Below are 13,452 nucleotides of genomic sequence, written 5' to 3'. Positions count from 1 at the left end.
TTACAGGCTGATTACTAATGTCAGCATCATTTTAATTTTAACCAAAAGGTTTTTATATGAATATTCTAGGATTAACAGTAGCAAAAACCGCTGAAGGCGAAGTCAAACCACGCGTGATTGTCTGTCATGGTAATGAAGATGGGCTAGCAAAAACTGCAATTGACGGTACTGCATTATTAATCGGTGTATCAACAATTGTTGGTGGTGGTGATGGTGAAGTGTTTGACGTTGTGCGCAGTGGGTTGGCACAAGTTTTTTATAGCGAAACAATTGCGATTGGTGATCCAATCACAGCAAATGTCGATGGTCGAGCTAAAAAAGCAATGTCAGGTGATTTTATTATTGGCTATGCCGAAGTTGTGGGTGCTGCCGATGAATTAGGCACTATTTGGATTGCGCCAAGTAAACAAGCTTAATTTTTATTTAACTAATGGTCCATGACATTTGATAAACAATTTTATAAATAGGAGTTTTATATGCAACGTCCTTTTCCCGTTGAACCGCAGTTGACTGCAATTGCTATCGCTTACCGTAATAATAAGTTAATTGCCGATGAGGTTTTGCCCCGTGTGCCTGTTTCTAGCACGTCTTTTAAATGGTTGGAGTACGATTTTTCAGAGCGATTTACGCTCCCAGATACTAAAGTTGGGCGGACAGCACAACCAAATCAAGTTGAATTTGGTGCCAAAGAGCAAGAAAGTTCAGTGACTGATTATGGACTAGATAGCCCTGTACCGCAAGACGATATTGATACTGCAATCACTGGTCATAACCCGCTCGGTCATGCAGTCGAAGCAACGACTGATTTAATTTTGTTAGATCGTGAAGTTCGAGCCGCTAATGTACTATTTAATGCAAGTAACTACACCAACACCAAAACTTTAACAGCAGCGCAACAGTGGAACAATGATAAAAGTGATCCGATTGGTTTAATTACAGACGCTTTTGATTCAATGATTGTGCGACCTAATATTGGCACACTAGGTCGTCGAGTTGCAACAATATTACGTCGTCATCCCAAAATTGTTGCTGCATATCATGGAAATGCCGGTGAAAACGGACTGGTTCCACTAAGTTTTTTAGCTGACTTATTAGAGTTAGAAGCGATTTATATTGGTGATGCATTCCTAAATAGTGCTAAACCGGGTAAATCACCAACCCTATTACGTGCGTGGGGCAATAAAGCTAGTTTCACCGTTCGCAATAAATTAGCAAATACTAAAGGTGGTGTGACGTTTGGCTTTACAGCCCAATTTAAAGATCGTGTTTCGGGTTCGATTGTTGATCCTGATATCGGTTTACGTGGTGGCCAACGTGTTCGAGTCGGTGAATCGGTCAAAGAGCTAGTTGTGGCTAAAGATGCGGGCTATTTGTTTGAAAATGTTATTCCAACAAACAGTTAATAATGTGAACAACAACCAACGGTAATTTATCGTTGGTTTGGGTAAAGATGATGAATATTCCATACATTACATTGCTAAATTTATCCGAACGTCCAGGACTCGTTGAGCTATCCCAATTGGTTGCTCAAGATGGTGAAATGCCCGTAGATGCTAATTTGTTGGAAGTCATTATTAATGGTGGTGATGTTTCAAGTTGGTTGCCTGATGATGTTATTAATGCAAATCGAGCAATCGCACGCATTAATGAATCAATAGCTGATACTGAAGCTGAAATAAACGGCTTTTTACGGCAACGTGGACACAGGCTACCCTTAGTTAAGGTACCTCGTTTGTTAACTGATTGGGCACGCATTATTGTTCGTTACAAATTGCATCGCAATCGTGTTTCTGATGAAAAAAGCGATCCTATCGTGCGTGATTACAAACAAGTTCTGGGCTTTCTAAAAATGGTAGCTGAAGGGAAATATTCACTAGGCATTGATGATGCATTGCCTGTTGCTGGTGGTGTGCCTAAACAAACTGGCCCTGTTCGAGTGTTTGACATGAACACACTTAGGGATTTTGGACGATGAGTAGCGCACCATTTGATGTTTCAGTGATTGCTGAAAAGCTAAGAAGCCTATTAGCGGATAAAACCTTAGTTTTTGTTGGTACTAGTGCTGAATACAGTAAGTTAACCGATTTAACTTCAGCGCCGACACCAGCGGCTTACGTTTTGCTTGGTAAAGAAACACCCAACGATAAGCCCGCAGGTACACGGCAGTCAGTCAGTGTTAATTTTGGTGTTGTGGTTGTTGCTCGTGATATTTCTAGCCAAGCAACCAATATTCAAAATGTAAAACAATTGGCAAATCCAGTGATTGGTGCGGTGCGTGATTTGTTGATTGGTAAAACAGTTCAGTTTATTGACGGCGTTCGCCCAGTTAGTTGGACTGGTGGGCAAACGTTAGGTTTTCAAAATGGCGTGCTGGTTTGGATTGATTCATTTCAAACCCAACACTTCATCGGTAGCCGATAAATAATTTTAGGAGAAAGATATGTCAGATTTATTAATGAGTTTACAAGGTACCATAAATCTTGCCACCCGTAATACCGCCAGTTCACCTGTTCGACCTAATGCCTTTAGGCATGTGGGTACGGCTGATTCCTGTGAAATGGAACTAAGTGTTGAAACGGTAACACAAAATGAATCATATACAGGGCAACGTCTACAAGTTGGTGAATTAACACTGGGTAAAAGCGGCACGTTAAATCTTACGTTAAAAGATTGGTCAATCGAAAACATTGCGTTAGCGCTTTATGGTGAAAAAATTACTGTTGATGCGGGTATAGCGACAGATGAAAAATTACCAGAGAACCTGATAATTGGTGATCGTATCAAGTTAACTCATCCATTTGTAGCTGATGTCGAGTTAAAAACGACAGATGGTTCTACATTAGTATTAGGCACGGATTATGAAATCGAATCAGCTCACGCAGGATTAATTAAATTATTAACTACAACGGCATTAACTGCAACGGTAGATTATTCATACGCTAAGACTGAAAGTCTGGGCATTTTTACCCGTCAACCGCCTGAGCGTTGGTTTATGCTTGATGGTATCAATACTGACAGAGAAAATGAACATGTAATTGTGGAGCTATTCCGCGTTAAATTTAACCCTATTTCGAATTTTTCATTATTACATAATGAGGGATACGGTGAATTACCGTTAACTGCTACTGTTCTAGCTGATATGAGTCAAAACAAGGATAGTTCGCTTGGTTATTTTGGCTCATACGTTCAAAAGGCGAAATAAATTTATTTTATTATGCGGTGACGTGTCACCGCTAATTATTCAACTCTCTAATTTTATTAGTAGGTAAATAACATGGCAGAAAAAGTGACAGCAACAAAAGAAGAATCAAATGATTTAGCAACATTAATGCCGAATCGTGAGATCGTGCTAGCAGGTGAAACAATTACAGTACGTGAATATTCATTTAAAGATGCATTGACAATTGGGAATGAGATTGACCAGTTTGTTGCATTAATTGTGAATGAAATGAATGGCACAAACAAAATCACGATTGAGCAAGCGGACTCAATCATTATGAATAACTTAGAGTTGGTTTATTCATTAATCAGTACCTCTATTCAAAAACCGATTTCGTTTATTGAAGCGTTGTCATATGAAGATGGTTTGCAATTATTAGATTGGTGGTGGGTTGTTAACTCTCGTTTTTTTATGAACGCGGTAACTCGCAAAATAATACGACAAAACGCTGCAAAACAGGCAAATCAGTAAGCTGGAGTGAGGTTTTTACTTTACTAATTAAAAATGGACATGATGCACAGCAGTTACCGCATTACACGCAACGTCAGTTACTGCTGTATTACGATGAATTAATTAAGTTACAAAACCGAGAACGAGCTAACCGAATTGAGGATGTTTGTGTTGGGTTTAATGGTGGTAAACAAGTTACTAAGTTTGTAAAACAGTTACGCGGAGAGCAATAATGGCCAATAACGATATGAATATTGCAATGAAGTTCACAGCTGATGTGAATAGAGCAAAAGATAATATCAGTCAATTAAATGCTGAACTGAAAGAGTCAGCAAATGTTGCTCAAGATGCTAACAAAAAAAGTGCTCAAAGCATCAAAGATGTTTATACGGCACAAACTGAGGCAATGAACCGTGGTGCGCAAGCTGCCGCTGCTGCTGAAAAACAAGCTAAAGCACAAAGTATTGCCACTAAAGCAGCTGAAGCGCATAAAAAAGAAGTTGAAAAACTGCGCCAAGGTTTAGACAAATTACTTGCTAGTATTGATCCTGCTACAAAAGGTCTAAGTCGTTTAGATGAACTAGAAAGCAAATTAAGAAAATCAAAAAAAGCAGGCGTGATTGATAGTGATACGTTTGATGATTATTTATCAAAAATCAGTAATCAACGTGCTGCATTATCAACTGTTGAGTCTCTAAATGAAAGTACTAAAAAGTTAAATCTCAATACTAAAAGTGCACGTCGTAGTATCGCCAGTATGTTTAAACAATTAGCGAACGGTAATTTTGCATCAGCGGGAAATTCATTGCTAACAATTGGTAATATGACGGGACGGTTACCACCATTATTTAGTGCTACTACATTATCAGTTGGTATTTTTATTGCTGCCGCTTACAAAATGTCACAAGTGATAAGTACGATAATTTCAGACCAAGAGCGATTTAATCGTGCATTAATTTCAACGGGTAATTATGCTGGTGCTACCTCGGGTGGGCTTGAGGCTATGTCTCAACGTATCGGTAAAATTAATCATAACTACAGTGAAACACGTGGTGTTATTGCAGAACTGACATCAGGGGGGCGGTTATCAGCAAAATCCATTGAAAATATTGCTACAGCATCAGTATATATGGCACAAGTGACAGGAAAAAGTGCCCAAGACGCCGTTCAATCATTTAAAGGTATTGAAAATTCGGTCACTAGCTGGGCTGTTGAAAGTAATAAACAATATCACTTTTTAGATCTGGCTACTTATCAGCGTATAAGTGCGTTAGAAGAACAAGGTAGAACCGAAGAAGCTATTGCAATCGCTACAGATAAATATGCTTCAGAGATGGAAGTCAGTGCTAATAAGATGGAAGAACAACTCAATTGGTTAGAAAAGGCATGGAAAAATTTTAAAAATGGAGTGAGTGATGTAGGAAATGGATTAAAAAAAGATATTAAATTTAGTTTAGGGTTATCAAGCCTAGAAGAAGATATTGAAAGAATGGAGAAAGCAAAAAAAAGAGGTTTTTACATTGTTCCTGGATCAGTATCTATTCCATACAATAAGAATGATGATAAAGCATTACAAGAAAAATATGCTCAACGAGATAAGCTTCAAAAAGAAGCACAAGAAAAGCATGACACCGATGTCATTAATGAAAAAGCAATCAATGCTCAAAAAGAACTTGACGAGCTTCATAAACAAAATGCAAGCGATGCCGAAAAACAAGCTAAAGCGGTTGATGAATTACGTAAAAAATATGAAGCACTTTGGGCCAATGAAAAAGGTCGTAAAGATTTGCAAGCACAGGGCGTTACTTCAAGTGACGGAAAATCATTTGCTGGTGGTCAATATGATAAAGATGTTAAAAATATTACTGATAAAGGTATTCTTGAATACAATAAAGGGGTTGAAAAATCACTAAAACTGACAACAGAACTGCAACGTGTGATGCATGAAATCAATGAAGGGCAGTATAAAAATGCATCACAAGCAGAAAAAGACCGAGCCATTGCACTAGCGAAACAAGTTGACGCTAAAAATGCAGCAAAACATAACAAAAAAACTGATTTTTCATTAACAAATGACAAAACCAATCTAGCGTTGCAGCAACAATTAAATGAACTATTACTTGGTACAAAAGCTAGTGATGACACAGTTGAGCAATGGTATAACAACTTATTAGCACAATTTAAAAAAACGGGTAACAGAGAAGGTATCGACTTAATCGACCGACTTTTACCACTCAAAAAAGCTGAAGCAAATTTAAATGAAATTACAACAAAAATTCAGCAAGCACAATCACGTCAATCAACAAAAGAACAATCGTTACAAGCACAAGTTACAGCAGGTTTAATTACACAAGTTGAAGCCCAAAGCCAGTTCGTTGATTTGCATAAACAAACAGCTCAAGAGCTAGCCGAGTATTTACCTACACTGCAAGCCATGACTGAATTACCGGGCCAAGCTGGCGAAAATGCACAAAAAGCATTAGCAACATTACAACTACAAATTGCAGAGCTAAATAAAACTACTGATGCATTAACCAATGCATTTAAAAACGGCTTGCAAAGCGGTATCCAAGGTAGTCTTGATTCTTTAGCAAAAGGTACTTTTGAATTAAAAGACGCACTACAAAACCTAGCGCAGAGCATTTTGTCGTCGATGGCACAAGTGGCGACAAACGGTTTAGCAGATATGGCAATGAATGGACTATCAAATCTAGGTAGTTCGTTGTTTGGCTCTGCCACTGATGCAGCTGTTGATAATGCCAGTGCTGCTGCTTCTGCAGGGCTGATGGAAACAGCAATTGCAACAAGTAGCGCGACTGGCGCTGGATTGATGGGTGAGTCAATATCGATGTCGGCAGGTATTGGCGCCGAGACTATTTCAGCATCAATGATTACCGCAGGTACAGCAGCAGGTGAAATTATTAGCGCTGCAATGATTACTGCGGCAAGTGCAAATGCCGGAAGTTCAGCTATGGGTGCTGCCGCAGTAGCGGCTGCGACTGGTGGTTATATAACTGGTGCTGGCACTTCAACATCTGACTCTATCCCAGCAAAATTATCTAACGGTGAATATGTTGTTAAAGCTGCCTCAGTTAAAAAATATGGTGTTGACTATTTACATGCGATTAATACTGGGCGATTGCATCGTTACGCAACTGGCGGTTTAGTTTCTAATGTTAGCAGACGAACAGCACCCAATTTATATGATGAAAACTCATCATCAAAAGCAACTAACCAAGCACAATCGGCACCGGTTATTCAACAAACTTTGGTTTTAGATAGCGGTGAAATGATGAAATCAGGTATTAGTTCTGTTGCTGGTTCTCGTGCCATGATGACATGGATTCGTGCAAACTCCCAAACGCTAAAACAGGAGTTGTCATAATGAAAAAATTTTTATGGCAAGCTGATCCCGATTGGACTAATGGCATAACAGAAATACTGGAATGGAAAACCGATATTTTACAATCGTACAGTGGTGCAGAACAACGCATTGCTAGACGGTTATCACCTCGTCGTACATTTGAGTTTTCTATTTTAATTAATGGTAGTGAGCGTTCCAAATTTGAGAATCGATTGGCTTTTGTTGGTGGTAATTCGTGGTATCTGCCTATTTATACTGATGTTACCTATTTGAATGATGATGTCAATCGTGGGGCTATAGTTCTGCCGTGCAGCACAATAGGTCGTGATTTTGTAGTTGGTAATAAAGTACTAATTAAAAGTGAGATTAACAATGTTAATCAAACAGCATTGCTTGAAGTCGCAGCGATAAGCACAGATTCAATCACATTAGTTAATCCAGTTAAATCAAATTTTTTGGCCGGTGCATGTATTTATCCTACTCGATTAGCTGTATTAACAGATGTTCCAGAATTGACTCGATATAATGATGATTTATTAAGTGCGCAAATTCGTTTTCGAATTACTGAACATAACGCATTTAGTAACAATATTTCATTTTTACCCATTTATCGCCATTTTCCTGTGTTAAATATGCATCCGGATTGGTCAGAATCGTTAAAAGCTCGATATGAGCGATTTTTATTAGAACTAGATAATGGCTCAAGTATTCCAAGTCGATTAGATACTGCAAAATTGCCCTTTTTTGTTCAGGAATTTAGATGGTTTATAACGGAACGAGTTGAGCAAATGCAATTACGACAATTGTTTTATTATCTAAATGGTTGTCAAAAAAATATTTGGGTTTCAAGTCAAGCAAGTGATTTTAATGTTCTAACTGTTGATGGTCGAGTTCTTGAAGTTGAAAACACGGGATTTAATGAAATTGGATTAATGTCGGGTCGAAAAGATTTAGTTATCACGTTATGTAATGGCAATGAGCTATATCGTCGTATTGAACTTGTCGCCATCGTTTCGGATGAAATTGAGCGTTTATTGCTCAATGAATCAATCAATGCAAATGCTGAAGATATTTTGTCAGTCTCATTTTTAACACTGTGTAGATTAGATTCCGATTCTGTCAGCTGGGAACATGTTACTGATGCCGATGGACTAGCCAATATTACTTGTAGTTTTAGAGGAGTACGCAATGAGCTGGAATCAATTTGAGTATTCAACCAATAATGGTAAACCATTAACGCTATATGAATTTATTCGTAATGAACAAAAATATTATCGCTATACCAATGCTGACCGAAATATTGATTTTAATGGTGTGACTTGGATAAGTGAAGCAATCAGTAATACAGGGCTAAGTATAGGCACGGGTAATAGTCTAGAAATTACATTGCCGTCAACATCTGATGTAGTTCATTTATTTCGTGGAGTACCGCCGACTAAACCCGTCGTAATTCGCATTTATCAATTACACGAAAATGATACAGATTTTAAAGTAGTGTGGGTTGGAAAAATCCAAGAAGTTAAGCGTGAATCAATTGAAAAAGCAAAATTAATTACGGCAAGTGTTGCAAGTTCATTTGAACGAAGCGGTTTAAGATTAACTTATGGCCGTTCGTGCCCCTATGCCCTTTATGACCACAATTGTCGAATTTGGCAAGATAATTACAAAGTGGCCAATATTGAAATCATTGCTCTTGATGGAGCAAATATTACTGTAAATATATCGAATATTGCATCAGGTTATTTTTCTGGTGGATATATGGAATTTTACATTGATGGGATTAAAGAGCTACGCGGATTAAAAGCGCATGTTAATAATGTGATAGGTATTTTAGGGGGAACTCAAGGTTTACATAAAGGTATGCATATTAACTTGTATCCAGGATGTGACAAAACAATCAAAACCTGCAATGAAAAATTTAATAACCATCTCAATTATGGTGGACAGCCACACATTCCGGGCATTTCACCGTTCACAATCGTCAAACTGTTTTAATTTGGAGGAATTTTATTATGTGGTGGGCTGTTGCTAAATTTGTTGCTGTTATTGTTGCCAGTTATGTGATTGCACGTGTTACAGCGAAACAACCAAAAAGTAATCGTCCAACTGAGGCGACGGAAGATGATTGGAATATGCCCATTCCAGACGAAGGTACTCCGCAGTGCGTTTTTTTTGGTGACTGTTGGACATCTGACTGGTTCGTACTGGGTTATGGTAACTATCGTTATAGTGCAATTCGTAAGTAATTTGGAGTGTCAATTATGAAAATAACCATGGAGCATATTCGTGCTGGTGGTGGCTGTGCTGGAGGATTACGTGAGTTTTTTAAACGCTATAACTTGGATTTAAATGCGTTTATTCGTGATGGATATATTGATTCAGAAATAGTTTTAAAAACAGGTGATGCATTGGCACTACATATTGTCAATATTGCAAAAACAAGGATAGCGCAAAATGGGCTCTAAAAAGAAAAAAGTAACCGTTGGTTATCGATATTACTGGGATTTATTTTGTGGTTTGGGTCGTGGACCAATTAACTCTATCGTCGCCATAACTGCTGATAAAAAAATTGTATGGATTGGAAAAGAAGAAGAAGCAAATACAAATTGCTATATTTATATTAATAAACCCAATTTATTTGGCGGCGAGGACACAGGTGGTGAAGGCGGAATTCAAGGAAATCTTGAAATAATGATGGGTGAACAAAATCAAACTCCATCCAATAATTTAAACCGTATTTTAAAAGGGTTGATTCCTGGATTTCGGGGGATGGTTACAACGTTTTATTCTGGATTAATTAGTTGTTACAGTGCATCGCCAAAACCATGGTCTTACCGAGTCCGGCGGACGGTGAAAGGTTGGGATAAAGGCAATGTTTGGTATCCTGAAAAATGCACCATTGTATTACGTGATGACTTGTCAGAAATAATAGGCATTGAAAGTGAAATTGAAAGTCGTTATGGTCCAATACACAATAAGAATAAAAATAAATATCCCTTTGTTGATAAAAATAAAAACAAAAGTCCTGAACAAATTGAACAAGAAAAAAGAAAAGAAGAGGAAGAAAAACGACGAGAAGAAGAAAGGCAACGGAAAATAGCAGCATTGAATAAAGAGCTGAATCATAATATTCGAAATATTTATGCAATGAATCCTGCACACATATTATTCGAGTGCGCAACCAATCGAGATTGGGGACGTGGCTTAAACTGGGATGAAATCGATATTGAAAGTTTTAAAAAAGCGGCAGATACACTATTTAATGAAAAGTTTGGTTTATGTTTTCGATATAATCGACAAGATCAACTGCAAACATTTATACAACAAATTTTAGATCATATTGGTGCTGCTCAATATGCTGATTTATCAACGGGGAAATTAACATTAAAGCTAATTCGCAACGACTATAATCCAGAAAAATTACCATTATTTAATTATGATAACGGTATTTTATCAGTACAAGATGATGATTCAGCGAGTAATGATGCGACATATAATGAAATAGTTGTTACATATAGTAATCCCGTTACCCACGAAGATGGTACTGTTCGCGCTCAAAACCTAGCATCAATTCAACAAGTCGGTTTAATTAGCAATTCAGTTGAATATAAAGCAGTACCAACACAAGAACTGGCTGCTAGATTGGCGGAACGAGATCTGGAAATGAATGCCGCAGGTATTACACGTTTAATTATTAAATTTGATAGACGGGGTGGTATATTAGAACCCACATCGTGTTTTCGTGTATCGTTGCCTGACCGTGATATTGAAAATATGATTCTCCGAGTTGGAAAAATAGAAGAACAAAGTGATGGTTCGTTATTAATAACCGGTGTGCAAGATGTTTTTAGCCTATCATCTACATCGTATAGTGCATCACAACAAGCTAACCGATGGGTAGCTCCGGATAACTCAATTCATGCTGTTAATGATGTGCAACTAATCGAATTACCATATGCGGTATTGGTATCAACATTAAGTGCGGCAGATCTAGACTATGTTAATCCATCCTCTGGTTACATAGGTGTAATGGCATCAGCCCCCACTCCCGCATCAATTAATTATATTTTACAATCTCAGGCTACCGGAGCTGAATTTGTTACACAAACTCAAGGAGATTGGACTCCATGTGCAACACTAATAAATGATATCGAAAAGTTAACAACAAAATTTGAAATTGAATCTGATTATCAGCCAAAAGTTGGTGAAGGTATATTAATTAATGATGAATTCATGCGCATTGATGCAATTGAGAATAATATTATTACAGTTGGGCGTGGTTGCTTAGACTCTCTACCAACTTTCCACAAAGGCTCATCTAAAATTCGTTTCTATATGAACATATTAGAGCAAGATGGCATTGAATACGTATCAAGTGAAAAAGTTAAAGTAAGACTATTAACACAAACAAATGCAGGTGTATTAAATCAAGAAATTGCCCCAGTTGAAAGTATTGTTATGTCAAATAGGCAAATTCGCCCTTATTTGCCGGGGAATATAAAAATAAACGATACTCTATACCCGTCATCTGTTGATAACGCAGATAATTACGTGTTGACGTTTTCACATCGTGACCGCACATTGCAAGCAGATCAGTTGATTGATTGTTTGTCCGATAATATAGGTCCTGAAAATGGCACCACATATAAAATAGAAATTGCTGATTATTATACAAAAGAAATTCTGTGGAAATTTAATACCACTGATACATTCATATTATTACCGTATTCCTCACAAGACGACTATATTTACGATGATTTACATATTTTAACTTTATATAGCATTCGAGATGGTTATGAATCATTGCAAAAATTTGTAACAACACTGCCTGAAGGTCATATCACATGGAGAGTAAATAATGTCTAATCAAAGTGAATATTACTACGGTCAAGGTAAAGTGTTTTTAGCACCTAAAAAAAGTGATCATCAATGGCGATGGATCGGAGATGTATCATCACTAAAAATTAATTTTGAATTTGAAGAACAATATAGTAAACGCAGTATTGGGGGGCGCTTAGTTAATAGCAAAAGATTTATTACGTTTACGGGCGGTAATATTACTGCAACGTGGTTTAATCGTTCATTAGAAAATCTGAAATTATTATTACGCGGGGAGTCTGTATCATATCACCAAAGTTGGGCTGAAGAAGAGTTCAGAAATATAAAATCAGGTATGACAATCTACTTACAACATCAAAATATAAGAGATGTTTTTATCGAAAATTTAAATGAACATGTTGACTATATTGTCGATTGTAAAGATGGCTCAATTTTATTTATAACAAAACCAAAATTTTCACGAATTTTAGTTGAATATGATTATTCAGGATTAAGTGGTATTAGTATTTTAAACAATGAACCATTAGATTTAGCATTGCGTTATGAAGGAAAAAATATAGTTGATGATAAAACAATAAATATTGAGCTTTTCAGATTATCACTAGATCCTATCGAATTTATCAGCTTGATTGATGATAAATCCGAATTTTCAAATATTGAAACTACATTACAACTATTACCTGATTTATCAAAAAATCCGAAATCAGATTTTGGACAATTTGGCAGAATAATACAGTTTAATGATTTTAACGACATCTTATACGATGATGAAATTGCATATGATGAACGATACGAATTTGCATATTAGTTAGAGGATAAATAATGGAACATTTAAAAGAAGAAACAACATGGGTAAATAATATCTATCTCATACAGAGAACAGATCGTGTTGGGGGTGGCGTGCGAGGTATAGCAAACAAACCTCATTATGAACTCGCTAACAGAACACAATATTTAAAAAAAGAAGTCGATGCAATTAATATTTCACTAAATTTTACATTATCTGCATCTGAAAATAATTCTAATTTTGATGCTAAAGGTAATCGTATCGAAAATTTAAAAAAACCAGAAAACAAAAATGATGCTGTTAATAAGGAATATGTTGACGGCAATGACGAAAAACTACAAAAACAAGTAAATGAGCTAATCGAAGCCAAGATCGGCTATGAGTCAATTGGTAACTTCAATGATGGATGTACTATAAATACAAGAAATGAAATTGTTTATGATGAACAAACAAAAAAATATTATGCATGGGCAGGTAATTTACCTCATCACGTTTTACCTGAAACTAATGTTACTGATGAAATGAACAACGGAAAGCCGTGGCTAGTCATTGAAAATTCAAACGAATTTATAGCAAAAATTGAGAGCATTAAACAAATAGCACAAAGCGTAGCTACACAATTCTATGGTTTTAAAAGAGATGGTGCAAAATTGATTTTAGAAACAGCAGAAAATATAGATAACAAAACGTTACATACTTCAGAATTTCTTGAGTGGGTAATTGCACCTGGAGGTTGTGAATTTACTGTTAACAATAAAAATCTATTGATGGTTATATAGAAAAGAGAGGAAA

14 protein-coding genes are annotated in these 13,452 nt (G+C 36.7%); all 14 read left to right on the top strand.

The features are described 5' to 3' along the window. The first annotated feature begins 56 nt into the window (after positions 1-56). The 14 genes from A9G34_RS05045 to A9G34_RS04980 all read left to right on the top strand — a co-directional run bounded on the left by A9G34_RS05045 (position 57) and on the right by A9G34_RS04980 (position 13,439). Positions 57-416 carry a hypothetical protein gene (locus A9G34_RS05045; protein ID WP_065569089.1) on the top strand — a complete coding sequence of 120 codons (360 nt, stop codon included), beginning with the start codon at positions 57-59 and terminating at the stop codon, positions 414-416. A 60-nt stretch (positions 417-476) separates the two neighbouring features. Next, positions 477-1,403: a phage capsid protein gene (locus tag A9G34_RS05040; RefSeq protein ID WP_065569088.1), complete on the top strand. Its 927-nt coding sequence runs from the start codon at positions 477-479 to the stop codon at positions 1,401-1,403. 50 nt (positions 1,404-1,453) lie between these two features. After that, positions 1,454-1,975 (top strand): gp436 family protein, encoded by a 522-nt coding sequence (locus A9G34_RS05035; protein WP_065569087.1) that lies wholly within the window; start codon positions 1,454-1,456, stop codon positions 1,973-1,975. Then, complete coding sequence (locus tag A9G34_RS05030; protein WP_065569086.1) at positions 1,972-2,421, top strand: phage tail terminator protein; 450 nt, start codon at positions 1,972-1,974, stop codon at positions 2,419-2,421. Before A9G34_RS05035 ends, A9G34_RS05030 begins: the two co-directional genes overlap by 4 nt. A 19-nt stretch (positions 2,422-2,440) precedes the next feature. Beyond that, complete coding sequence (locus A9G34_RS05025) at positions 2,441-3,202, top strand: hypothetical protein (RefSeq protein WP_065569085.1); 762 nt, start codon at positions 2,441-2,443, stop codon at positions 3,200-3,202. A 72-nt stretch (positions 3,203-3,274) separates the two neighbouring features. Next, positions 3,275-3,691 carry a DUF6631 family protein gene (locus A9G34_RS05020; RefSeq protein WP_065569084.1) on the top strand — a complete coding sequence of 139 codons (417 nt, stop codon included), beginning with the start codon at positions 3,275-3,277 and terminating at the stop codon, positions 3,689-3,691. 211 nt (positions 3,692-3,902) lie between these two features. Continuing rightward, on the top strand, positions 3,903-7,055 hold the full coding sequence (locus tag A9G34_RS05015; protein WP_065569083.1) for a phage tail length tape measure family protein: 3,153 nt from the start codon (positions 3,903-3,905) through the stop codon (positions 7,053-7,055). Further along, positions 7,055-8,242 (top strand): hypothetical protein, encoded by a 1,188-nt coding sequence (locus tag A9G34_RS05010; RefSeq protein WP_065569082.1) that lies wholly within the window; start codon positions 7,055-7,057, stop codon positions 8,240-8,242. The genes A9G34_RS05015 and A9G34_RS05010 overlap by 1 nt, the downstream gene beginning before the upstream one ends. Then, a complete protein-coding gene (locus A9G34_RS05005; protein ID WP_065569081.1) occupies positions 8,223-9,029 on the top strand; it encodes a phage BR0599 family protein in 807 nt (268 codons plus the stop codon). The genes A9G34_RS05010 and A9G34_RS05005 overlap by 20 nt, the downstream gene beginning before the upstream one ends. A gap of 17 nt (positions 9,030-9,046) precedes the next feature. Further along, the gene (locus tag A9G34_RS05000) at positions 9,047-9,280 is read left to right on the top strand and encodes a hypothetical protein (protein ID WP_065569080.1); all 234 of its coding nucleotides are present in this window, start codon (positions 9,047-9,049) and stop codon (positions 9,278-9,280) included. 15 nt (positions 9,281-9,295) lie between these two features. Then, the gene (locus tag A9G34_RS04995; RefSeq protein ID WP_065569079.1) at positions 9,296-9,499 is read left to right on the top strand and encodes a hypothetical protein; all 204 of its coding nucleotides are present in this window, start codon (positions 9,296-9,298) and stop codon (positions 9,497-9,499) included. Further along, positions 9,489-11,900: a phage tail protein gene (locus A9G34_RS04990; RefSeq protein ID WP_065569078.1), complete on the top strand. Its 2,412-nt coding sequence runs from the start codon at positions 9,489-9,491 to the stop codon at positions 11,898-11,900. Before A9G34_RS04995 ends, A9G34_RS04990 begins: the two co-directional genes overlap by 11 nt. Continuing rightward, a complete protein-coding gene (locus tag A9G34_RS04985; RefSeq protein WP_065569077.1) occupies positions 11,893-12,681 on the top strand; it encodes a hypothetical protein in 789 nt (262 codons plus the stop codon). Before A9G34_RS04990 ends, A9G34_RS04985 begins: the two co-directional genes overlap by 8 nt. Positions 12,682-12,695: 14 nt before the next feature. Next, entirely contained in the window at positions 12,696-13,439 is a 744-nt protein-coding gene (locus tag A9G34_RS04980) for a hypothetical protein (protein WP_065569076.1), read from the top strand. Positions 13,440-13,452 lie beyond the last annotated feature (13 nt).

The organism is Gilliamella sp. Choc4-2 (genome assembly GCF_001690355.1).
Lineage (GTDB): Bacteria > Pseudomonadota > Gammaproteobacteria > Enterobacterales > Orbaceae > Gilliamella > Gilliamella apicola_A.
Note: the sequence above shows the minus strand (reverse complement) of the source record. Positions and strands in the feature narration are given on the sequence as shown.

Coding starts and splice junctions, on each gene's coding strand:
- A9G34_RS05045 (WP_065569089.1), top strand. CDS start 57: ATGAATATTCTAGGATTAACAGTAGCAAAAACCGCTGAAGGCGAAGTC.
- A9G34_RS05040 (WP_065569088.1), top strand. CDS start 477: ATGCAACGTCCTTTTCCCGTTGAACCGCAGTTGACTGCAATTGCTATC.
- A9G34_RS05035 (WP_065569087.1), top strand. CDS start 1,454: ATGAATATTCCATACATTACATTGCTAAATTTATCCGAACGTCCAGGA.
- A9G34_RS05030 (WP_065569086.1), top strand. CDS start 1,972: ATGAGTAGCGCACCATTTGATGTTTCAGTGATTGCTGAAAAGCTAAGA.
- A9G34_RS05025 (WP_065569085.1), top strand. CDS start 2,441: ATGTCAGATTTATTAATGAGTTTACAAGGTACCATAAATCTTGCCACC.
- A9G34_RS05020 (WP_065569084.1), top strand. CDS start 3,275: ATGGCAGAAAAAGTGACAGCAACAAAAGAAGAATCAAATGATTTAGCA.
- A9G34_RS05015 (WP_065569083.1), top strand. CDS start 3,903: ATGGCCAATAACGATATGAATATTGCAATGAAGTTCACAGCTGATGTG.
- A9G34_RS05010 (WP_065569082.1), top strand. CDS start 7,055: ATGAAAAAATTTTTATGGCAAGCTGATCCCGATTGGACTAATGGCATA.
- A9G34_RS05005 (WP_065569081.1), top strand. CDS start 8,223: ATGAGCTGGAATCAATTTGAGTATTCAACCAATAATGGTAAACCATTA.
- A9G34_RS05000 (WP_065569080.1), top strand. CDS start 9,047: ATGTGGTGGGCTGTTGCTAAATTTGTTGCTGTTATTGTTGCCAGTTAT.
- A9G34_RS04995 (WP_065569079.1), top strand. CDS start 9,296: ATGAAAATAACCATGGAGCATATTCGTGCTGGTGGTGGCTGTGCTGGA.
- A9G34_RS04990 (WP_065569078.1), top strand. CDS start 9,489: ATGGGCTCTAAAAAGAAAAAAGTAACCGTTGGTTATCGATATTACTGG.
- A9G34_RS04985 (WP_065569077.1), top strand. CDS start 11,893: ATGTCTAATCAAAGTGAATATTACTACGGTCAAGGTAAAGTGTTTTTA.
- A9G34_RS04980 (WP_065569076.1), top strand. CDS start 12,696: ATGGAACATTTAAAAGAAGAAACAACATGGGTAAATAATATCTATCTC.